Genomic DNA, 19,523 nt, shown 5'->3' on the forward strand with positions numbered 1-19,523 from the left:
TATGGAAAAAATGTGTCCGGAATGTGGGGAAAAAATAATTGGTCGGGCAGATAAGAAATTTTGCTCGGATTATTGTAGAAACGCTTATAACAACAACCTTAATAAAGACAGTAAAAACCTTATTCGGAATATTAATAACCGTTTGCGCAAAAACCATAGGATTTTGGACGGCTTTTTGCGTACCGAAAATAAAACAAAAACCACCAAAGCCCGGTTAGCGTTTAAAGGCTTCGATTTTGATTATTTTACGCATTTATACACCACGCAAAAGGGCACCGTATATTATTTTGTTTACGACTTGGGCTATCTGCCTTTAGAGAACGATTTTTATATGATTGTGAAAAGAGAGTAAAATCTATTACAATACTTTAAAAATAGGAAGCAGTACCTATTTCCAATTCTGGCCACTTAGCTTCAGTGCTGCAACTACAATATCTTTTCGACTTATCTGACCTACCAATATGCCATTTTTCATAACAGGCAGCCGTCTCCGATTGTGTTTGTCAAAAATAGCTGCTGCATCAAAAATACTAATGTCATCGGGAATTGTTTCTACCGTAGTTGTCATATAAGTATCTACCCTTTTGTCTAAAATAGGCATATTAAAATACCGACTTTCCGAAATTTGCTTCATACAATCTGCTTCAGAAATAATACCTACTAAAAAACCGTTATCATCTAATACCGGCCCTCCGGAAATATGGTTTTTTGCAAAAAGCTCCATAACCTCTAATATAGACTGATCGGGTTTAAAGGTAACCAACTTCTTAGTCATATAATCTGCTACAAGTATAGGAGTGGTGTACTCTTTTTTGACTACTTCCTTGGCACGTGCGCCCTGAAAACTTTTGATTCCCATGTGGATTGGTTTAATGGTTAATCTATAAAAATAACAAATTTTTTATAATATCCTATTTTTTAATCCTTATTTTTAGATTTTTATGGTTTTATGGCGCCTATGTTGTACTTTTGAAAATGCACTGCACATGTATGTTTCGGTTCTAAACGCTAAAAGTTTGCCCTTCCTCCTAAATTACATTCCTATTTTTATACATTTATAGCACCTGAAAAAATGGTGTTACGTATGAAAAACAAAACCGCTGCATTAATTCTCTTGTTCCTTATTTTAGCCATTTATTGGGGCTTTAGATCGGCTATGCCTGTTTACAAGAATGACAAAATGGTATCAGAAGCACTTTTTTCTACAGATAGGGCAATGGTCCATGTAAAAAATATGTCGCAAGAACCGCACGCGGTGGGTTTCCCTGGGCATAAAGCGGTTCGTGCGTATCTCGTGTCAGAATTAAAGAAATTAGGGCTAGAACCCACGCTACAAGAAGGGTATACTGCCGGCGATTGGGGTAATGTAAGCAAAGCCATAAATATTATGGCACGCATTAAAGGATCGGGGAATGGAAAGGCATTGGTGCTACTGTCTCATTATGACAGCAATCCGCACTCGTCTTTTGGCGCTAGTGATGCCGGTAGTGGTGTGGCCACTATACTAGAAGGTATCCGTGCCTTTATTGCTGAGGGTAAGACTCCTAAAAATGATATCATTGTATTGTTTACAGATGCAGAGGAATTAGGACTTAATGGAGCCGATTTATTTGTAAGTCAACATCCATGGGCCAAAGAGGTGGGTTTGGTTCTTAATTTCGAGGCAAGAGGTAGTGGTGGTCCCGGTTATATGCTTATGGAGACCAATCGGGGTAATGCCAAACTTATTGCAGAATTTACAAAAGCCAATCCTCAATTCCCGGTGGCCAATTCGTTGGCCTATAGCATTTATAAAATGCTGCCAAATGACACGGACTTGACTGTTTTTAGAGAAGATCGGGATATTGAAGGGTTTAATTTCGCTTTTATTGACGACCATTTTGATTATCATACCGCTCACGATTCTTATGACCGGTTAGACAAGAATACGTTGGCACATCAAGGAAGTTATCTTATGCCGTTACTGGCCTATTTTAGTACTGCAGACCTAAGTGACATGAAAAGCCTTAAAGACGAGGTCTATTTTAATTTTCCTTTTTTTGGTTTAGTTTCCTACTCTTTTGATTTAATTATACCTCTATTCTGGCTAGCCGTTGTCTTTTTTATAGTGCTTCTTGGGTATGGATTTTTTAAAAAGAAGTTAAAAATTAAAGAAGTAGCCCTAGGGTTTTTACCACTATTTATGGCATTGTTTGTAAACGGACTTGTGGGTTTTTATGCATGGAAAGGCTTACAGCGTGTATATCCGGAATATCGCGATATGCTTCATGGCTTTACCTATAATGGCTATACGTACATTATGGCCTTCGTGTTTTTTTCTGTAAGCAGTTGTCTTTGGTTTTACCATCGCTTTGGTAAATTGGCCGTGTCGCAACTTTTGGTAGCCCCGTTATTTTTATGGTTATGTATTTGTGGCGCCATCGCTTTTTATCTTCCGGGCGGTAGTTATTTTATCTTGGCCGTATTTGGGTTGATGGGTTCCCTTGTTGTAGTGATGCATCAAAAAGAACCGCATCCTTTAGTATTATTATTTTTGGCACTTCCGACCCTTTGGATTTTTCCATCCCTTATAAAAATGTTTCCGGTGGCCTTGGGTCTTGGTTTAATGATTTCTACTACCCTTATGACCACCCTCACCTTTTTCTTGCTACTCCCGCTTTTCGGATTTTTCAAACAAAAACGAATGCTGTCATATATTACGGGTATATTGTTTTTTGGATTTATGGTTTCTGCACATATCAATGCCGATTTTACGCCAGAAAACCCAAAACCTAGCAGTTTACTTTATGTGCTAAATGCCGATACCAACACTGCCCAATGGTCAACGTACGATCATGTCCCTATACCGTGGAACAAAAATTATTTAGGGAGTTCTTTTACGAAACCAAAAACCAATGCATATTCTTTAGGTAGTAAATATGGCACGGGATATACCTTTGTAGCAGATGCCCCCAAAAAAGCAATACCCCTACCCGATATTGAAAAAATAAAAGACTCTGTAATGGGAGATATGCGCGTACTTGCGATTTGCGTCCGGCCGCAGCGTAATGTAAACAGACTCGAAATTTATAGCAATACCACATCCATCCTTGAAGCATCCGTAAATGGGATTCCTTTATCTTCCTACTATTTAGAACATAGAACGTCACAGAAACTTATTACGCATTATATCACGGATAACGAAGCCACAGAACTGGAAGTGCGCATCCCTAAGAATGAAATTTTAGAATTGAAACTGTACGAAGCTTCGAACGACCTTTTGAGCAATCCCCTTTTTACGATACCCCCAAGGCCGGACAATAGTATACCGATGCCTTTTGTAGTAAACGATGCTATTTTAATAGAAAAAACCATACGCTTTGAATAAAACGATCGGAATTATAGGTTGTGGCTGGCTGGGATATCCCTTGGCTAAGACTTTTGTGCAAGAAGGGTACACCGTGCACGGGAGCAGTACTTCTCTTGAAAAATTAGAACGGCTGCAACAAGCAAATATACGGCCTTATCATATTGAATTAAGTGCAACGCAAATTAAAGGCGATATCGCTGCCTTTTTAAAGAATGTGAGCATCCTCATCGTTAATGTACCGCCCAAATTAAGAGGCGCACACAATGAAAATTATGTAGCCAAAATGGAATTGCTTGCCACGGCTCTAAAGGTTTCCTCTGTTACAAAGGTATTGTTTGTGAGCAGCACTTCGGTTTATGGTGATAGTACCGGAACTGTAACAGAACAAACCCCAACCCAACCCAATACAGAGTCCGGGAAGCAATTAGTTGCCTCAGAACAGTTGTTTTGGAAAGCCCAAACTTGGCGAACTACGATTGTCCGTTTTGGTGGATTAATAAATGATGAACGGCATCCTGTACATCATTTGGCGGGAAAAAAGGGACTTTCCAATGGCAATGATGTGGTAAACCTTATTCATTTAGACGATTGTATCCGGATTTTAAAGGCCATTATAGAGGATCAATTTTGGGGAGAAATATGCAATGCCGTTTATCCTTATCATCCTTCTAAAAATGAATATTATTCGCAAATGGCTCAGCAAAAAGGGCTAGAATTACCGGAATACACGTCAAATAACGCAACACAAAGTAAAAGAGTGCTCTCGAGTCGGCTGTTATTTGTTAAAAAATTCAACTTTAAGACCTACATTGGCGGTTAGTTCACCACATCTAGGCTTATTTTCACAACAAATTGGGCACACAACTGTTAAGATATCGTTGATATTAAAGGTTTTATCGATGAAATACATAACTTTATATCAACATAAAAAATCAGATTACCATGGAAAATTCAAATCTAAATGGGAGAATTCTGATGGAATTGGAAAGTTTAATCTCCCGCAGTTGCACCAACCAAAAAAGACCGAAATTTGTACAGGAACTGCATGTAGCACTCTTAAAGAAATGCTATAATGCTGCGGATGTTACCATAGATTACCACCGAAAAAGGGTAGTCATGGATATTGTAATGGACGATCATTGTTACGATCCAAAAAAGGTAAACCTATCCTTGCCTTTGCTTAGGGCAAACCTTTTTTACAGGAGTTTGGCCGATTTTTTAAAATCGTGTATACTCAAAGATCGAAAGAGTTTGGCATTTTATGCGCAACTTATTCAATCCTTTAAAAATGAGCCCACAAGGTTGGCGGTGATTTAATTACATTGAAAATACCTATTTTATACCCGTATAGCAAGGATGCCTTTAGGCGTCCTTTTTATTTGTGCTTCGATTATAGGTTTCTTTAACACAATACTTAAAATATTTTTATAGTTTTGGCACAAAATAATTAAAGATGAAGAAATTACTATGTGCCTTAGCGCTGAGTACAGGATTCTTAGTCAGTGCGCAAACAAAAACCGAACTGGAAAAACACTTTGAAGCCTTTTATACGGAAATGAGACTACAAGGTGATGTAGATGGCGTTATCAATGCCTTAACGCATTTAAATGTACTTACACCCTCTAAGGAGCGTAGAGATACCTTGGCTTATATTTATGCGAATGACAACCGGCATATGCAAGCCTTAAATACCATTGGTATTGAAAAAAACGAATCCGATTCGGATCTTGCCGTACAAGTGAAGGCCATTTCTTTAAAAGCGCTAAACCAGCCTAAAAGAGCCTTGGAACATTTTGAATTGCTTCATAAACGAGTGCCTAACCCCTATTTGGCTTATGAATTGGCCGATCTTAAAATTCAGACAGGAGATAATACCGGTGCATTAGATAATATTACCTACGGTTTGGCCAATACCAAAGACGACATGAAGTATGCTTTTTATGAGCGCCAAGAACCTTATGAAGTGCCTTTAAAAGCCGCTTTTATTCACCTAAAGGCCTTGGTAGAATACAATATGGATAAAACTAAAATAGATGTTGCCTTAGCTTCCATAGAAGAGGCCTTGCGCATAGATCCTAATTTTAATTTAGCAAGTTTAAGCAAACAGGCCTTACAGTCCTTAAAAAACCCGCCCAAAGAAGAGTAATTGCGTGAAAAATTAGTTATAAAAGCGGGTGTTCACCCGCTTTTATTCATTTGTAGTTTTTCCTTTTTTTAAAGAAAGCAGTAGCAGACTATCGCGCTCTTTTTTTAACGCTACCACTTCGTTAACATTGTCATTGGGGATGTCAATAGACAATACATAATGTGCCACTTTCCACTCTCCTCGGATCTTTTGCAAAACCCCGGAACCTCGGCAAATGCCCATTTGAGTATCCAACAATTCATCAAACCATGAGAAAGCATGGGTTGCACCTAGATAAACATGACGTTGCATTGGCGTGAAACTCCATGCCTTACCGTTGTCAAAATAGGGTTTTGAAAATGCTTTAAATGCTTCTAAGGCCCAATTTTCGGAGGCATCGGTTCCCACAAAGACCCCGTCATCCGTCATAAGGCCAAAATAGGTTTCAAAATTGGCTTCGGATGCTGCTTTATGCCATGCGTCTATGGTTTCATTTATGATACGTTTTTCGGTTTCTTCTTGCGCATTTAGGAAAGAAAAAATCAAAAAGAACAGGCTAAACCATTGCTTTTTATTCATTTAAAATCAGTTTTGCGTCGAGAGTATTATGTACAATTACATTAAATTGCTGGCAAAAGGCATTGTAGGCGGTGAGCATTTCAATTATAAATTCTTGATTATCTATCCGATACTCTAAATTACCTTTAATTTTTAAAATATATGTTTTTAAAACCTTCTGCCTACTTTTTACTTGGTTCCTATTAAATAGTTCTGGATAATCGGATGCTTCTAAAAGCTTTTGTTTTTCAATTAAATCTTCCATAACCAGCTTTAGGTCTTCTTCATTAGCGATCCTGTACAGAGCGTCAAAACTGTTTTGAAAGGCATTAAACTCCGGCCAGTTTTTTAGTATTTCATTGGCTTTAGGGTGTATATTCGTTTTTTTAGGGAATTTTTGAGTATCAAAATTAGCCTTTCCGGTGTTTTGCTGCGTAGTGGAGCCCTGCTCCTGTTTGCAGGAAATAAAGAGGATTAGGGCTACGCCGAATAGGAATAATTTGTTCATGGGAGCGAAGGTACAAATTTTAATAAAAGCTATCTTTACGAACAATCTCATTAGAAATTATTTAATGCAAAAATCCATTTTAATTATAGGTGCCTGTGGCCAAATTGGTACTGAACTTACCCTAGAACTTCGAAAAAAATATCCGACCGCTACGATTGTGGCCAGTGACATTAGAAATGGTTCACAAAACCTTATGGATAGTGGTCCGTTTGAGATATTAGATGCTACCCATTACGAAACCTTGGAAAATATTGTCATGTACTACGAAATTGAAGAGGTATATCTTATGGCGGCCATGCTAAGCGTTACTGCCGAAAAGTTTCCAAAACGAGCTTGGCATCTTAATATGTCGTCGCTATTCAATGTGTTAGATTTGGCCAAAGAGCGGAAAATCAGTAAAGTATTTTGGCCCTCTAGTATTGCAGTCTTTGGAGCCAATACCCCAAAGCGGAATACGCCCCAGCATACTCTTATGGAACCTAGTACCGTGTATGGTATAAGCAAGCAGACCGGCGAAAGATGGTGTTCGTATTATCACGGTAAATTTGGTGTAGATATCCGAAGTGTGCGTTATCCTGGCCTTATAAGTTGGAAAACGGAACCTGGTGGGGGTACTACGGATTATGCGGTTGACATGTACCGCAAAGCCGTTACTGAAAATAAATATACGTGTTTTTTGAAACGAAATACAGAATTGCCGATGATGTACATGGATGATGCGGTACGTGCCACAATAGAATTAATGGATAATTTTCCGGAAAATATTAAGATTAGGTCATCGTATAATTTGGCAGCAATGAGCTTTACCCCGCAAGACGTTGCAAAAAGCATACAGGGGTATATCCCTGATTTTGAAATTCATTACAAGCCCGATTTTAGGCAGGCCATAGCGGATTCTTGGCCAAATAGCATGGATGATTCTTATGCAAAGAACCACTGGGGCTGGAGACCGGAGTTTAATTTGGAAAAAACAACTCAGGTAATGTTACGGAATTTAGGCACTTTCTAGTTCACGGAATTTCAACCGTTTTTCTATGGCTACTATTAAGGCATTGGCGATATCCTTTCCGGTGGCATTTTCAATACCTTCCAAGCCCGGGGAAGAGTTTACTTCCAATAACAACGGTCCTTTGTTAGAACGAATGATATCTACGCCTGCCACGACCAGATTCAATATCTTAGCTGCTTTTACCGCAAGTTTTTTCTCTTCTTGGGTAATTTTGATGATTGAGGCTTTGCCACCTTGGTGCAAGTTAGCTCGGAATTCTCCTTTTTCGGCTTGGCGCTGAATGGAAGCGATCACTTTTCCATCTACCACAAAACAGCGTATATCCTGTCCGTTAGCCTCCTTTATAAATTCTTGTACTAAGATATTGGTTTGTACACTTTTAAACGCATTTATAACGCTCTCGGCCGCCTTGTTGGTTTCTGCCAAAACGACGCCTTTCCCTTGCGTGCTTTCTAAAAGTTTAATGATAAGTGGTGCCCCATTTACCATGCGAATCAGGTCTTTTGTGTCTAAAGGGGATTTTGCAAATCCGGTAATAGGGATGTGGATGTCATTTTTGGAAAATAATTGCGATGCAAACAACTTGTCGCGAGATTGGCTTATGGCTTCTGCCGAATTAAGGCAATACACCCCCAAATAATCAAATTGTCGTATTAGTGCACAACCGTAGAAGGTTACTGCCGGTTTAATACGGGGAATAATGGCATCAAACTCATTCAGAATATTGCCTCCTCGATACCGTATTTCCGGTGATAGTGCATCGAGTTTCATATAGGAATGTTCTACGTTTAAGAACACAATTTCATGGCCTCTGGCCTCCGCGGCCTCCATAATACGTTTATTGCTATACAGTTCCGGATTGCTTGCGAGCAAGGCAATTTTAAGTCCCGTTTTTTCCTTTATGTAGGAGGCGTACTTTTGGTTAATCTCTGTAGGGGAGATATCGCCCTTTAGAAAAAGTTCTGCCGGATTTACGACATATTTTTGATTGAGAGCCTCGCGCCCCAGTAACATGCGGAACTCCATGGTATCTCTGTTGGCCAAGGTAAGTTCAATATCGAAAGTGTTGGAACCTAAGGTAACCGGCGTTTTTATTACCAAACGTTCTTCGGCAATACCGGAGGAGCTTTTTACCGTACGCCGATCAATTAACTTGGCTTCGCATGCTATGGTAATACTGCGATTATCTTGTAACGGATTTACATCGAACTTTACCCATTCTACGGCACCTTTAAAAAATAGTTTTATGTTGGCGGCCTGTATGGATGAGGTTTTAGCACCAGAATCAACCCTTGCTTTAATGGCCGGGATACCCAGTTCATGAAAAAAGCACCATTCTTCGCTACCAACAATATCTAAATTATCAATTTTCATGTCAATAAAAAAGGGTTAGCCATGGTATTGGTTGTTTGTCTTTGTGTACTAGTAACCTTGCTGTATTATGCCCAAATAGAATTTCGATTTCTTTGTTCATTGTCCCAATTAAATACACAAATCGTAAAGTAAGAAGAACTCATGTATCAGCGAAAGTTGAAATTTAATCTTCATCCTCAGCGGGATCATCTGCAATTTCTACATCAGGAATGGCATCCGGATCGTCATCATCAAAATCTTCGTAATCGTCTTCATCGTAATTGGCCATTGTTTTCTCCAGCTTGGCACTAATTTTTACCAGATACTTAGTATCATCAGTGGTTACCTCAACGGCTTCAATGCGCTCGCCTTGCGCATTCTTAAAAGTGATGATATTGGTGTCGTCATATCCATCGGGATATTTCTCGACTAACAATTTTAGCACTTCGGGGGTAAGTTTTTTAAAGTCTACAATGACTCGTTTTAAATTGTCCATAATTACATATCTAAGAGGTAAGCAAAAACTAAGGGTGCAACAATGGTTGCATCACTTTCTATAATAAATTTGGGTGTATCCATATCTAATTTGCCCCAAGTAATTTTTTCATTAGGTACTGCACCGGAGTAGGATCCGTAGCTTGTGGTAGAGTCACTAATCTGGCAAAAATAGCTCCAAAAAGGGGTGTCTGTGCGCTCCATATCCTGATACAGCATAGGTACTACACAAATAGGGAAATCTCCCGCAATACCGCCTCCGATTTGAAAAAAGCCTATTCCTTTTTTTGAATGGTCTGTGTACCAGTCTGCTAAAAAAGTCATATACTCAATTCCGGATTTCATGGTGCTTGCTTTTAATTCGCCCTTTAGTACATACGATGCAAAGATGTTACCCATAGTACTGTCTTCCCAACCCGGACAAATTATGGGCAGCTTCTTTTTGGCCGCAGCATACATCCAAGAGTCTTTTATGTCTATTTCGTAATGCTCTTCTAACACCCCGGAAAGAAGCATTTTATACATGAATTCGTGTGGAAAATAACGTTCTCCGGCTTCCTCGGCATCTTTCCATATCTTATAAATATGCTTTTGAAGCCTTCGGAATGCTTCCTCTTCCGGAATACAGGTGTCGGTAACTCTATTAAGCCCCTTTTCTAAAAGATTCCATTCGTCTTGTGGCGTTAAATCTCGGTAATTAGGCACCCGCCTATAATGCGAATGCGCTACCAAATTCATAATATCTTCCTCCAAATTAGCACCTGTACAGGATATGATATGTACTTTGTCTTGACGTATGACCTCGGCAAAAATCTTCCCCAGTTCTGCGGTGCTCATGGCACCGGCTAACGAAACCAGCATTTTGGCACCCTTGTGAAGCTGGTCTTCATACCCCTTGGCGGCATCAACCAATGCTGCAGCATTAAAGTGCAAGAAATATTTTTCAATAAAATGGGTAATAGGGCCTTTATTCTTCATCCTCTTCAAATCTAGATTGATTGTTGTTGCCTGTCTTTGTATTTACCTTATAGGTGTTGTCATAATCCTCATCGATACCTTCTTTCATAAATTTATAACTCAACATTTTATAAAAGAGCTTTGCAGCCAGAAAATCGGCTGATTTATGAGCCGCATTGGGTGAAAGCTCCATCAAATCAAACCCCACCACATTGCGCTCGGAAAATACCTGTTTTAAGAAGTCTAACGTTTCATACCACAATAAGCCTCCCGGCTCGGGTGTACCGGTGGCCGGCATAATCGAGGGATCTAAAGCATCGAGATCAAATGTAATAAAAACAGTATCGGTCATGGCCTCAATGGCCTTATCGATCCAATATTCATCGCTCACCATATCGTAGGCAAAAAAGGTTTTCTCTTCATCCATGAATGATTTTTCCATGATATCCATGCTGCGGATGCCTACCTGAACCAAATTGGTGATTTGGCTGGCCTCGTGCACTGCACAGGCATGATTATACGTACTGCCGTTGTAGGTTTTTCTCAAATCGGCATGTGCATCGATATGGAGTACGGTGAGGTTGTCGAAGCATTCGTTAAAGGCTCTTATAGAACCAATAGAAATGGAATGTTCGCCGCCTATTAGGGTTACAAATTTATTTCGCTTTATATACTCTTTTGCCGTTTTGTGTACAGCCTCTACTACGGTTTCGACACTGTTTTTATCGGCAACTTCCGGGGCAAGGAAAATACCTTGCTGATATACCTCGGTGTCGGTTTCAATATCATACCATTCCAATTCTTTAGAGGCTTCTAAAAAGGCTTCCGGCCCTTTGTCCGATCCTTTGCCCCATGTACTGGTACCCTCGTAGGGTACCGGAATAATAACCACTTTGGCTTTTTCCAATTGCGCGAACTCGTCCGGAATACCTGCGTAATTGTTAGTTGTACTCATATCCTAAAATTTTAAGTAAATCTTTTGCTGTTTGTTGTTCACTAAATAGTTTGGTGGTTAGGTTGCCGTTTTCATCCCTGTCTATGAGGATGTGTTTTGGTTGCGGAATTAAACAATGCTGTAACCCTCCAAAACCACCAATAGATTCCTGATACGCTCCCGTATTAAAAAAACCTATATACAAAGGTTTGTCTTTTTTATATCGGGGCAAATAAATGGCATTCATATTTTGCTCGCTATTGTAATAGTCGTCGCTATCGCAGGTAAGACCACCCAGTAATACCCGTTCGTATTCGTCTTCCCAGCGATTTATGGGGAGCATCACAAATCGTTTATTAATGGCCCAGGTATCGGGAAGGGTAGTTATGAAAGAAGAGTCTATCATATTCCACTTTTCCCTGTCGTTTTGCTGTTTTTGGTATAGAACTTCATAAATGGCGCCACCCGATTCACCTACCGTAAAACTCCCAAATTCTGTAAAAATATGTGGTACAGGAACATCAGCTTCCTTACAGGCTATATTAATTTGATTTACGATTTCGTCGATCATATATTGATAATCATACTCAAAAGCCAAAGAATTTTTTATGGGAAAGCCGCCGCCTATATTGAGACTGTCTAAAGAAGGGCACATTTTTTTTAATCGCACATAGACTTTTAAACATTTTAAAAGTTCGTTCCAGTAATAGGCATTGTCTCGTATCCCGGTGTTGATGAAAAAATGGAGCATTTTAAGCTCTACTTTTTCATTGTCCTTGATCTGATTTTCATAAAAAGGTACAATATTTTTATATCCGATGCCCAACCGAGAGGTATAAAATTCGAACTTTGGCTCTTCTTCAGATGCAATTCGTATCCCAACCTTAAAATTATCGGCAATGGCATCGGTTAACAACTCTAACTCCTCGTAGTTGTCTATGATAGGAATACAATTTTGATGTCCGTTATTCATCAATCGGGCAATATTTTCGATATACTGTTCCCGTTTAAAACCGTTGCAAATGACATATGTGTTGTCTTTTATTTTTCCGGTTTCTTTCAATTTCTCAACAATATCAATATCAAAAGCAGACGACGTTTCAATATGGATATTATTCTTTAAAGCCTCATTAAGTACCGCATTAAAATGCGAGCTTTTGGTGCAGTAACAATAATGGTACTTTCCTTTGTAGGCATTTTTCACTAGAGAATTGGCAAACCATTTTTTGGCTCGGTTTATATTTTCTGAGATTTTTGGTAAATAGGTAAACTTTAACGGACTGCCGTATTGCTCCACTAAATCTTTAAGATGTATGCCATGAAACAGAAGATTGTCCCCATCCAAGGTAAACTCTTCTTGAGGAAAATAGTAGGTTTGATCTATAAGATTGATGTACTTTGTATTCATTAAACTAATTTTAAAAGATTGAAATGCATCGGTTTTGTAATGACTTACACATGGTATTTTTAAAGCATTTCAATTTCTAAATAATGATTTGACGTTCTGTAGTAGGAATAAAAAAATAATCGTGTTGACTGGATTTTATAGTGGATTGATGAGTTTTGAACGTTGAACTAAAAAAGGCATCCCAAAAGGTAGGCACATTTTCACCAACCTCCTCAAAGACGCTTCCACGTAAGGAAACAATTTTCATTTGTTCAAATTTGATCTCATTGTGTTTTCATGTACACCTCTTTCATTTTTATTCTTATAAAAACGGCGAGAAGGTTTGGGATCACTCTATTTTAATTCCTTTGAATGATGGAACAAATGAAAACAAAAAAAATGAAAAAACAAGGGATTTAAAAAATTTTAAGAGGTAGTATTTATGGGACATGGCATTGCCTGAAAATCAGGATATAACGAAACAAAATTGGAATTGTGCTAAATTATAAATAAATTTAATGCTATCGATTTAACATTATGAAACCGAAAGATAACATTCTAAACATCCTGTTCTTTCTTTTTATTGGTTTTTTCGGTGCTTTACAAGCGCAAATTGCGCCTAATGTGTACCTTCATAAATCTGGGGAAGACCTAAGTATTGTGTTGCGCATTATGCTAGATAAGGATTATTTCGTGTATACTGAATTTGAAACGACACCTGCAAAATTCGGTAAAACCCTTGGCGGATTCTATACGGTAAAGGACGATGAGCTGCACGTGGCACTAGAGTTTAATTCGAACTTCGAATCCGATGCAGTTAAGACACTTCGTATTCCCTTTAGCTATAAAGAGAACAAACTTGTGCTGGACCTAAAAGGGGAAAGGGATTTTTCTGTAGACATAAACGATGCGCAAGAATTAGATGGCAAATGGCTTATGGCGGGTAGGGTAGTAGATCATGCCGAACAACGAAGAGACACAACAGCACCCCGAAAAACGATGAAATTTTTGTGTAATGGTCATTTTCAATGGATTGCGTACAATACTGAAACCATGGCATTTTCTGGTACAGGAGGAGGTTCTTTTACCTCAAAAGAGGGTATATATATTGAAAAGATTGTGTTTTTTTCCCGGGATGCTTCACGCGTAGGTGCAGCGCTAGATTTTAAATACGACCTGAAAGGTACCGATTGGCATCATACAGGGAAAAGCAGTAAGGGCGACCCTCTACACGAGATTTGGGCAAAGCGATTACCGTAAAAAACTTCCATTTAAAACATTGGGATATTGCCTCATTGGTAAATTGCTATAGTACATTAACCCATTTTCAAATTTTCAAATCAACAAATTTTCAAATTATTGTGTATTGTTTTTAATATCGGATTTGCCCCCGGTTTTTTCCAATAGTTTTATGTGATTTATTTCGATGCCCTTATCTATGGGTTTTAACATATCATACATATTTAGAGCCACAATACTTGCCCCATGCATTGCTTCTACTTCTACACCGGTTTTGTAAATGGTCTTTACGGTAATCAAAATCTTTATTTCCAAACCCTCGATTTTATAGTCGATTGCTGTATACTCAATAGGCATAGGATGACAATCCGGTAACAGATCGGCCGTTTTTTTTACTCCTAATAATCCTGCGGCCTTGCTCATAGCAAAAACATCGCCTTTGGGAACGGTATTATTTTGAATCGCCTGTATGGTTTCTATGGTGCTTACTTTTACAACGGCCTGGGCAATGGCTGTTCGTAAGGTTGGGGTTTTAGTTGTAATATCGACCATAATAATTAGGTATTTACCTTCCATTGATAGGAATCGTCTTCAAATAATTCCTTCCCGAAAACCGGTACCTGAATTTTAATTTCTTCCACAATTTGATGGAGTGCCTCAAATACTTCTTTCCGGTGTGGCGAAGACACAAAAACAAACAGGCATATTTCGCCCACATTTACTTTCCCTAAACTGTGATAAATATGCAAACAGCTTAAATTGTACTTTTCAAAAGCCGCTTCTTTTATTTCATGAAATTTTTGGTTGGCCATCTGTTCATACGCCGAGTATTCAATAGCCGATACTTTTTTTCCGTTTATGGTATCTGCACGTACTTGTCCTAAAAAGATGTCGTGGGCACCAATTTGTGTTTTGGATTGATGTTTGGCAATGGATTCGCCAATAAATAAAGGAGAAATAGCACCTTTAACGAAAACATTTTTAATTTTTAGTGGTTTCATATCTCTTAAACAATAGCAACGCAAATTTACGCATTTTCTTCGGTTCTGTAATTAATGGTAACCCGAGTACCTTTCCCCGGCACGGAATTGATAAATAACCGCCCGTTGATATAGCTTATTCTTTCCTTCATATAAAACAATCCCATACCGCCTTCAATGGTGTTGTCGGGCGTCCGTGCTATTAAGGCATCATCAAATCCTTTTCCGTCGTCATCAATAACAACACTTAACAAATCATTTGTGAAGTTCACAGATAAAAGAATATAATTGGAATCGGCGTACTTTATGGCATTGTTTACTGCTTCCTGGGCAACCCTGTAAATATTGGTTTCTGCAAGTGAGTTAAACCGAATGTTCCCATCTATCTTGTTTTCAAACAAAATATTCTTTCCGGTAAGTTTAGAGAGTTCCTGGGTCATTTTCTGAAAAGCCGGAAGTATGCCATGATCGTTTAGTTCTGGTGGCGTTAAATTAAATGTTGCCGTACGGACACCCTTTATCAAATCGGTGGTAAGAGCTTTAAGATATTCGATTTTTTCAGCAGACTTTTCTTTGTTGTTTAGGTTGATGGATTCTATGTTGAATTTTAAGGCGGTCAGCATTTGGCCAATACCGTCATGAATGTCTTTGGCAATTCGTTTGCGCTCTTCTTCTTGCCCCTCTACAATCTGGCTGGCTTGCAATTGCTTTTGCCTTATGCGCTCTTCATAGTTCTCTTTGGTTAACCGAGCCACTTGTATTTGAGTCTTTTTACGTTCAGTAATATTGGAACATAGGATTAAAATACTTTGTCTCAAGGTAGATTGTTGCATGGGGATTATGGACATATCCAGCCAAATGTCCTCTCCCTTAACAGTTTTTATCTGTATTTCCTCCGAGCGAATACTTTTTTTGCTGGTTTTAAATACTTCCCTTAGGTATAATTGCTGACCTTCATCTGTAGTAAGTACTTCAGACAAAGGTTTGGTAATATAGTGCCCATCATAGCCTAGGAGCTCCAAAAATTTTTTACTTATAAAAACCACGCCTCCATCACTTTTGGTACTGGCAAAGAGGGCTGCATTGTCTATCACAAAGTTAAGCTCTTGCAGTTCTTGTAAGGATTTTTCCTTTTCATCGTACAACCGCTTTATTTCTTGGGTGTCCTCTTCCGATTTGCGCTGACTTTCAAGTAAGTTTTTAATGGTGTTCCTAATCTGTAGCGATAGCGGTCTAAAAATAAATAACATCTCTAAAAGCAGCACCAGAAAGGAAAGTGCCAATAAAAGATATTCTTTAAATTTTAGATGTTGTAGTTGCCTTTTACTCCTTTTATCGTACTCATTTACAATATTGTCCATCAATTGCAAAAAGCGACTTTCGTTCTCCAAGAGGGTTGCCATTGGCACCTGAATTCCTGTACTATCAAAAGGCCTACCGGTTTCATGATGTTTCAACAAGCGCTCTGCGGCATGGACCATAGCCACAAAATGGGGCTCTATTTTTCGGAATTGCACTAAAATTTCATCATGAGATTCTTTGGGAAGCCCTAGCGAATCACTTCCAAATTGTAAGCCTTCATGGGAGGTTTTCCAAGTAAGCAAGGTATGTTGTAATTCCTGATAGTGTTCTTTTAGCTGTATATCTTCGGTTGCATTTTGCAAAAGCAACGCTTCCTTAACCAATTTTTGACTGTAAGCACGTTGGTGTCCCGCTACATTAATTACCCGGGAATCGTCTAGTTGCGAATTGAGATGAGTTTGTATTAAAATTTGTGCAACAACGATATTCAAAGCAATAGCAGCCAAAGCCAATAAGTACCATTTGCGCATTCTTTGAAATGCTGCGGCATCTATAGGTTCAGGAAGCTTTTCTTTATCCATATCGCAACAATGAGTTAGCCAATTACGGCCAATACTTTTTGGAGGCTATTACCCTTGAATCGCCTTCTTTATAAGCGACAATGATGCGGGACTTAGTGCAAGTTTCAAGGCTTCTTTTTGGCCTTTTTCAGACATTTTTCGCCATGTTTTTTGAAGGATGTCTATGGTTTTTTCCTCCGGATGTTTCGCTGCAAAGGGTTCAAAATAAAATTCCAAAAAAACCAGACAGATTACATCTTCTAAGGTTTGGGTTTCGGGATTTTTTTTCAACTGCTTTTTTACCAACAGAAAAGCTACACGGTCTATCATTTCCTGGTCATAGCCCACTTCCTGTAATATTTGGCTCGCCTTATCGGCATGGAATTTCTTTAAATCCTGTCGCCATTTTAAATATCCCGGGCGATCCATCGGATACGATTCTCTTGGAATTTCCCATCTGCAAATGTGCTGGCAACGTGCGGTAAGCTTTAAGGGTTCCGATGCCTCGGGCTCAAAGGTGTCTAGTTTATGGGTCATCCGAATGGCATACAGCAACTCTTTAGGATAGCTTTTCCCTTCAAAAACGGCTACATTGGGATCTTGTGCATTGGCCTGGTCAAAAAGGGCAAAGGCTTTATGTAGTTTGTCTACGGACATGTAAGGTTGCGGTTTGCGCCAAAGCTATTCAGAAAAACCTAGATACACAAAACCATCTGCCACTTTCACAGGAAAAGTTTCAATCTTCTCCATAGTTCCATTCAGATGTTCTCCTGTTTTTAGCGAAAAGGTATTTTTGTGCCTAGGACAGGCCACCTTGGGTTCTCCTTGTTCTTCGCCTATCATTCCTCTAGACAGCACCATTTCCATTTTATGAGGACAACGATTTTGAGAGGCATACCAGGTTCCTTCGCGGGTAAAATTAAATACGGCAATTTGTTTGTCCTTCTACTTTATACAGGCGCCCCCGTTTTTCGTAAATTTAGAGACTTCTGCTGCATTGTACCAAAAAGTAACGTTTTTCGCTTTTTCAGTGCAGATAGCCCCGGGAACCCCTTTTGATGCTGTCCCGGAAACCTTTGTTTGCCCGGTGTGCGAAGCTCCAAAAACTGCTTTTAGTAAAATAGTGATGGTGTTGCAGTAAGGGCTAATGCAATCCGTAGATCGTGGTGTGCTACATTTTTAAATACTTTTTCCCACGAATATATGTCTGGTTGTATAGTTTCAATACTTCGTGCTTGAATTTATGAAGGGGGTTCGTTAAAGTCAAAAATTGCTATATTAGAGGTATTTACAAAGTAAATATATGAACCCCGGTGTTCATAGCGATACGTTGTGCGTCAGCTTAGAAAACCGAACCGACAGAAATAATTCAAACTTTAGTTTCTAAATATAGAAACATTGTTTATCTTTGTGACGCTTAACAAGATAATATTGGATGAAATATTTTGAGACAAGATTTTTAGAAGAAGCCGACAGATTCATTGCTGGACTTGACTCAAAAACAGTCAAAAAAATCTTTTACAATATTGACCTTGCTGAACAAACTAATGACCCGAAACTTTTAAAGAAACTTCAAAATGACATTTGGGAGTTTCGGACAAAATACGCAGGACTTCAAATCAGACTTCTTGCATTTTGGGACAAGACAGACAATAAAGAAACTTTGGTAGTTGCGACCCACGGTTTTATAAAAAAGGTTGACAAAGTTCCGAAAAACGAAATTGATCGAGCAGTTAGACTTAAAGACAATTATTTCAACAACAAACAAAAAAAATAAAGATATGGCAACTAAAGAAATCAAAACTTATTCGCTTGCCGAAATGAAGGACAAGTATATCGGCAAAGTTGGAACAGCTGACCGTGACGAATACGAATACGAACTTCGTATGGACGTTTTAGGAAAAATGATAAAGTCTGCAAGACAAGAACGACACTTAACTCAAGAGGAACTTGGAAAACTTGTAGGTGTGCAGAAAGCTCAAATTTCTAAACTTGAAAGCAGTGCAAACAGTGCGACAATTGACACTATTTTGAAAGTTTTTAAAGCGTTAAAAGCAGAGATAAACTTTAACGTAAAAATAGAAGATAACTTTGTTAAACTCGCTTGACGAAAAGAAAGCCGAACGCACAACAATGGCTATACGTAATGCGGGCGAAAGTGCTGAAATGAAAGTAATTACATTAAATAAACTAACAGCTAAACGGAAAGTGAAGTGCCTTGAAATCCCGCACTACGCATAGCCGAGACCGTTGTACGCAATATGAGCAAAATGATAATCATAATTGGAACAATCATATTTCTGATATTAGTTTTTAGCTACATTCAAAATAAGCGGAATGAAAAAAAGTTGCGCAAATTGAATGAAAGTCGACCGAATCTAACTCGAACGGAATACATAAACCGACTTGTAAAAAACGGATTTGAAAAGCAACACGCAGAAATTGTTCACGATGAAATTCGAGAGTTTATTCAAATGGATGACTTCTCAATTTATCCGGAAGATGATATTCACAAAATATACGGAATTGAGGATTTAGATGATATTAATCTGATTGACTCAATCTGTGAAAAACTGAATTTGAGAAAAGCGAAACAGAAAGACTGTGAGGAATTGAATGAAAAAATGAAAATATTCAACGCGGAATATATTCTAACATTGACTAAAAATCTAACGGAAGAAAATACTGCGTATATAATTTCCCCCAAAAATAGGACAGTAATTTAAGTTTAATTTTTTATTCTAAATTTACTGTATTATGGAACGCA

General features: G+C 38.6%; 24 protein-coding genes and 1 pseudogene. 11 read left to right on the forward strand and 14 right to left on the reverse strand.

Annotation, left to right across the window (positions count from 1 at the left end; all coding sequences use genetic code 11):
- Position 1: 1 nt before the first annotated feature.
- Positions 2-352: a hypothetical protein gene (locus tag U1E44_RS15800; protein ID WP_322932081.1), complete on the forward strand. Its 351-nt coding sequence runs from the start codon at positions 2-4 to the stop codon at positions 350-352.
- A gap of 36 nt (positions 353-388) precedes the next feature.
- Here the strand turns inward: U1E44_RS15800 and U1E44_RS15805 are convergent, their stop codons facing one another.
- Complete coding sequence (locus U1E44_RS15805) at positions 389-859, reverse strand: CBS domain-containing protein (RefSeq protein WP_322932082.1); 471 nt, start codon at positions 857-859, stop codon at positions 389-391.
- Between the two features lie 225 nt (positions 860-1,084).
- On the opposite strand from U1E44_RS15805, the gene U1E44_RS15810 reads away from it, so the two are divergent.
- The 4 genes from U1E44_RS15810 (at position 1,085) to U1E44_RS15825 (ending at position 5,495) form a co-directional block, all read left to right on the forward strand.
- Positions 1,085-3,367, forward strand: a complete 2,283-nt coding sequence (locus U1E44_RS15810) for a M20/M25/M40 family metallo-hydrolase (RefSeq protein WP_322932083.1) — start codon at positions 1,085-1,087, stop codon at positions 3,365-3,367.
- Entirely contained in the window at positions 3,360-4,169 is an 810-nt protein-coding gene (locus U1E44_RS15815; protein WP_322932084.1) for an SDR family oxidoreductase, read from the forward strand. Before U1E44_RS15810 ends, U1E44_RS15815 begins: the two co-directional genes overlap by 8 nt.
- A 122-nt stretch (positions 4,170-4,291) precedes the next feature.
- The gene (locus U1E44_RS15820) at positions 4,292-4,666 is read left to right on the forward strand and encodes a hypothetical protein (RefSeq protein ID WP_322932085.1); all 375 of its coding nucleotides are present in this window, start codon (positions 4,292-4,294) and stop codon (positions 4,664-4,666) included.
- 136 nt (positions 4,667-4,802) lie between these two features.
- Entirely contained in the window at positions 4,803-5,495 is a 693-nt protein-coding gene (locus tag U1E44_RS15825) for a hypothetical protein (protein ID WP_322932086.1), read from the forward strand.
- Between the two features lie 42 nt (positions 5,496-5,537).
- On the opposite strand, the gene U1E44_RS15830 is transcribed toward U1E44_RS15825, so the two are convergent.
- Together U1E44_RS15830 and U1E44_RS15835 are read right to left on the reverse strand one after the other, a co-directional pair.
- A complete protein-coding gene (locus U1E44_RS15830; protein ID WP_322932087.1) occupies positions 5,538-6,053 on the reverse strand; it encodes a nuclear transport factor 2 family protein in 516 nt (171 codons plus the stop codon).
- Positions 6,046-6,591 carry a hypothetical protein gene (locus tag U1E44_RS15835; protein ID WP_322932088.1) on the reverse strand — a complete coding sequence of 182 codons (546 nt, stop codon included), beginning with the start codon at positions 6,589-6,591 and terminating at the stop codon, positions 6,046-6,048. The genes U1E44_RS15830 and U1E44_RS15835 overlap by 8 nt, the downstream gene beginning before the upstream one ends.
- A gap of 13 nt (positions 6,592-6,604) precedes the next feature.
- On the opposite strand from U1E44_RS15835, the gene U1E44_RS15840 reads away from it, so the two are divergent.
- Positions 6,605-7,549 (forward strand): NAD-dependent epimerase/dehydratase family protein, encoded by a 945-nt coding sequence (locus U1E44_RS15840; RefSeq protein ID WP_322932089.1) that lies wholly within the window; start codon positions 6,605-6,607, stop codon positions 7,547-7,549.
- On the opposite strand, the gene rimK is transcribed toward U1E44_RS15840, so the two are convergent.
- The 6 genes from rimK to U1E44_RS15870 form a co-directional block, all read right to left on the reverse strand.
- A complete protein-coding gene (gene rimK / locus U1E44_RS15845; protein WP_322932090.1) occupies positions 7,535-8,923 on the reverse strand; it encodes a 30S ribosomal protein S6--L-glutamate ligase in 1,389 nt (462 codons plus the stop codon). The two genes, U1E44_RS15840 and rimK, sit on opposite strands and share 15 nt — an antisense overlap.
- A 163-nt stretch (positions 8,924-9,086) precedes the next feature.
- A complete protein-coding gene (locus U1E44_RS15850) occupies positions 9,087-9,398 on the reverse strand; it encodes a hypothetical protein (RefSeq protein ID WP_322932091.1) in 312 nt (103 codons plus the stop codon).
- Positions 9,399-9,400: 2 nt separating this feature from the next.
- Positions 9,401-10,375, reverse strand: coding sequence for a deoxyhypusine synthase family protein (locus U1E44_RS15855; protein WP_322932092.1), 975 nt, complete (start codon positions 10,373-10,375; stop codon positions 9,401-9,403).
- Complete coding sequence (gene speB, locus U1E44_RS15860) at positions 10,365-11,309, reverse strand: agmatinase (RefSeq protein ID WP_322932093.1); 945 nt, start codon at positions 11,307-11,309, stop codon at positions 10,365-10,367. The genes U1E44_RS15855 and speB overlap by 11 nt, the downstream gene beginning before the upstream one ends.
- The gene (locus U1E44_RS15865) at positions 11,296-12,696 is read right to left on the reverse strand and encodes a type III PLP-dependent enzyme domain-containing protein (protein WP_322932094.1); all 1,401 of its coding nucleotides are present in this window, start codon (positions 12,694-12,696) and stop codon (positions 11,296-11,298) included. Before U1E44_RS15865 ends, speB begins: the two co-directional genes overlap by 14 nt.
- Positions 12,697-12,772: 76 nt before the next feature.
- Positions 12,773-12,943, reverse strand: a complete 171-nt coding sequence (locus U1E44_RS15870; RefSeq protein ID WP_322932095.1) for a hypothetical protein — start codon at positions 12,941-12,943, stop codon at positions 12,773-12,775.
- Between the two features lie 269 nt (positions 12,944-13,212).
- Here U1E44_RS15870 and U1E44_RS15875 point away from each other — a divergent pair, with 269 nt between their 5' ends.
- Positions 13,213-13,935: a hypothetical protein gene (locus U1E44_RS15875; RefSeq protein WP_322932096.1), complete on the forward strand. Its 723-nt coding sequence runs from the start codon at positions 13,213-13,215 to the stop codon at positions 13,933-13,935.
- Positions 13,936-14,031: 96 nt separating this feature from the next.
- Here the strand turns inward: U1E44_RS15875 and moaC are convergent, their stop codons facing one another.
- From moaC to nirD, 5 genes and pseudogenes are all read right to left on the reverse strand, one after another.
- On the reverse strand, positions 14,032-14,466 hold the full coding sequence (gene moaC, locus U1E44_RS15880) for a cyclic pyranopterin monophosphate synthase MoaC (protein ID WP_322932097.1): 435 nt from the start codon (positions 14,464-14,466) through the stop codon (positions 14,032-14,034).
- A 5-nt stretch (positions 14,467-14,471) separates the two neighbouring features.
- Positions 14,472-14,915 carry a molybdenum cofactor biosynthesis protein MoaE gene (locus U1E44_RS15885; protein WP_322932098.1) on the reverse strand — a complete coding sequence of 148 codons (444 nt, stop codon included), beginning with the start codon at positions 14,913-14,915 and terminating at the stop codon, positions 14,472-14,474.
- A 26-nt stretch (positions 14,916-14,941) separates the two neighbouring features.
- Entirely contained in the window at positions 14,942-16,777 is a 1,836-nt protein-coding gene (locus tag U1E44_RS15890; protein WP_322932099.1) for a sensor histidine kinase, read from the reverse strand.
- Positions 16,778-16,825: 48 nt separating this feature from the next.
- Positions 16,826-17,413, reverse strand: a complete 588-nt coding sequence (locus U1E44_RS15895) for a DUF4202 domain-containing protein (RefSeq protein WP_322932100.1) — start codon at positions 17,411-17,413, stop codon at positions 16,826-16,828.
- A gap of 24 nt (positions 17,414-17,437) precedes the next feature.
- Positions 17,438-17,794 (reverse strand): annotated as a pseudogene (nirD, locus tag U1E44_RS15900) (nitrite reductase small subunit NirD).
- Here nirD and U1E44_RS16885 point away from each other — a divergent pair.
- The 4 genes from U1E44_RS16885 to U1E44_RS15915 all read left to right on the forward strand — a co-directional run bounded on the left by U1E44_RS16885 (position 17,787) and on the right by U1E44_RS15915 (position 19,482).
- Positions 17,787-17,897, forward strand: a complete 111-nt coding sequence (locus U1E44_RS16885) for a rubredoxin (RefSeq protein ID WP_416242067.1) — start codon at positions 17,787-17,789, stop codon at positions 17,895-17,897. The pseudogene nirD and the gene U1E44_RS16885 sit on opposite strands and share 8 nt — an antisense overlap.
- Positions 17,898-18,191: 294 nt before the next feature.
- Positions 18,192-18,533, forward strand: coding sequence for a type II toxin-antitoxin system RelE/ParE family toxin (locus U1E44_RS15905; protein ID WP_322932101.1), 342 nt, complete (start codon positions 18,192-18,194; stop codon positions 18,531-18,533).
- Positions 18,534-18,537: 4 nt separating this feature from the next.
- Entirely contained in the window at positions 18,538-18,864 is a 327-nt protein-coding gene (locus tag U1E44_RS15910; protein WP_322932102.1) for a helix-turn-helix domain-containing protein, read from the forward strand.
- A gap of 162 nt (positions 18,865-19,026) precedes the next feature.
- A complete protein-coding gene (locus U1E44_RS15915) occupies positions 19,027-19,482 on the forward strand; it encodes a hypothetical protein (RefSeq protein WP_322932103.1) in 456 nt (151 codons plus the stop codon).
- Positions 19,483-19,523 lie beyond the last annotated feature (41 nt).

This window comes from Aurantibrevibacter litoralis, assembly GCF_034651555.1.
In the GTDB taxonomy this organism is placed as follows: domain Bacteria; phylum Bacteroidota; class Bacteroidia; order Flavobacteriales; family Flavobacteriaceae; genus Aurantibrevibacter; species Aurantibrevibacter litoralis.

What these genes read in the sequence shown, in the direction of transcription:
- U1E44_RS15830 (WP_322932087.1), bottom strand. Translation starts at nt 6,053, where the DNA reads ATGAATAAAAAGCAATGGTTTAGCCTGTTCTTTTTGATTTTTTCTTTC.
- U1E44_RS15885 (WP_322932098.1), bottom strand. Translation starts at nt 14,915, where the DNA reads ATGAAACCACTAAAAATTAAAAATGTTTTCGTTAAAGGTGCTATTTCT.
- U1E44_RS15855 (WP_322932092.1), bottom strand. Translation starts at nt 10,375, where the DNA reads ATGAAGAATAAAGGCCCTATTACCCATTTTATTGAAAAATATTTCTTG.
- U1E44_RS15825 (WP_322932086.1), top strand. Translation starts at nt 4,803, where the DNA reads ATGAAGAAATTACTATGTGCCTTAGCGCTGAGTACAGGATTCTTAGTC.
- U1E44_RS15915 (WP_322932103.1), top strand. Translation starts at nt 19,027, where the DNA reads ATGATAATCATAATTGGAACAATCATATTTCTGATATTAGTTTTTAGC.
- U1E44_RS15850 (WP_322932091.1), bottom strand. Translation starts at nt 9,398, where the DNA reads ATGGACAATTTAAAACGAGTCATTGTAGACTTTAAAAAACTTACCCCC.
- U1E44_RS15865 (WP_322932094.1), bottom strand. Translation starts at nt 12,696, where the DNA reads ATGAATACAAAGTACATCAATCTTATAGATCAAACCTACTATTTTCCT.
- moaC (WP_322932097.1), bottom strand. Translation starts at nt 14,466, where the DNA reads ATGGTCGATATTACAACTAAAACCCCAACCTTACGAACAGCCATTGCC.
- U1E44_RS15840 (WP_322932089.1), top strand. Translation starts at nt 6,605, where the DNA reads ATGCAAAAATCCATTTTAATTATAGGTGCCTGTGGCCAAATTGGTACT.
- U1E44_RS15835 (WP_322932088.1), bottom strand. Translation starts at nt 6,591, where the DNA reads ATGAGATTGTTCGTAAAGATAGCTTTTATTAAAATTTGTACCTTCGCT.
- U1E44_RS15800 (WP_322932081.1), top strand. Translation starts at nt 2, where the DNA reads ATGGAAAAAATGTGTCCGGAATGTGGGGAAAAAATAATTGGTCGGGCA.
- U1E44_RS15905 (WP_322932101.1), top strand. Translation starts at nt 18,192, where the DNA reads ATGAAATATTTTGAGACAAGATTTTTAGAAGAAGCCGACAGATTCATT.
- rimK (WP_322932090.1), bottom strand. Translation starts at nt 8,923, where the DNA reads ATGAAAATTGATAATTTAGATATTGTTGGTAGCGAAGAATGGTGCTTT.
- U1E44_RS15870 (WP_322932095.1), bottom strand. Translation starts at nt 12,943, where the DNA reads ATGAAAATTGTTTCCTTACGTGGAAGCGTCTTTGAGGAGGTTGGTGAA.
- U1E44_RS15805 (WP_322932082.1), bottom strand. Translation starts at nt 859, where the DNA reads ATGGGAATCAAAAGTTTTCAGGGCGCACGTGCCAAGGAAGTAGTCAAA.
- speB (WP_322932093.1), bottom strand. Translation starts at nt 11,309, where the DNA reads ATGAGTACAACTAACAATTACGCAGGTATTCCGGACGAGTTCGCGCAA.
- U1E44_RS15820 (WP_322932085.1), top strand. Translation starts at nt 4,292, where the DNA reads ATGGAAAATTCAAATCTAAATGGGAGAATTCTGATGGAATTGGAAAGT.
- U1E44_RS15895 (WP_322932100.1), bottom strand. Translation starts at nt 17,413, where the DNA reads ATGTCCGTAGACAAACTACATAAAGCCTTTGCCCTTTTTGACCAGGCC.
- U1E44_RS15890 (WP_322932099.1), bottom strand. Translation starts at nt 16,777, where the DNA reads ATGGATAAAGAAAAGCTTCCTGAACCTATAGATGCCGCAGCATTTCAA.
- U1E44_RS15910 (WP_322932102.1), top strand. Translation starts at nt 18,538, where the DNA reads ATGGCAACTAAAGAAATCAAAACTTATTCGCTTGCCGAAATGAAGGAC.
- U1E44_RS15875 (WP_322932096.1), top strand. Translation starts at nt 13,213, where the DNA reads ATGAAACCGAAAGATAACATTCTAAACATCCTGTTCTTTCTTTTTATT.
- U1E44_RS15810 (WP_322932083.1), top strand. Translation starts at nt 1,085, where the DNA reads ATGAAAAACAAAACCGCTGCATTAATTCTCTTGTTCCTTATTTTAGCC.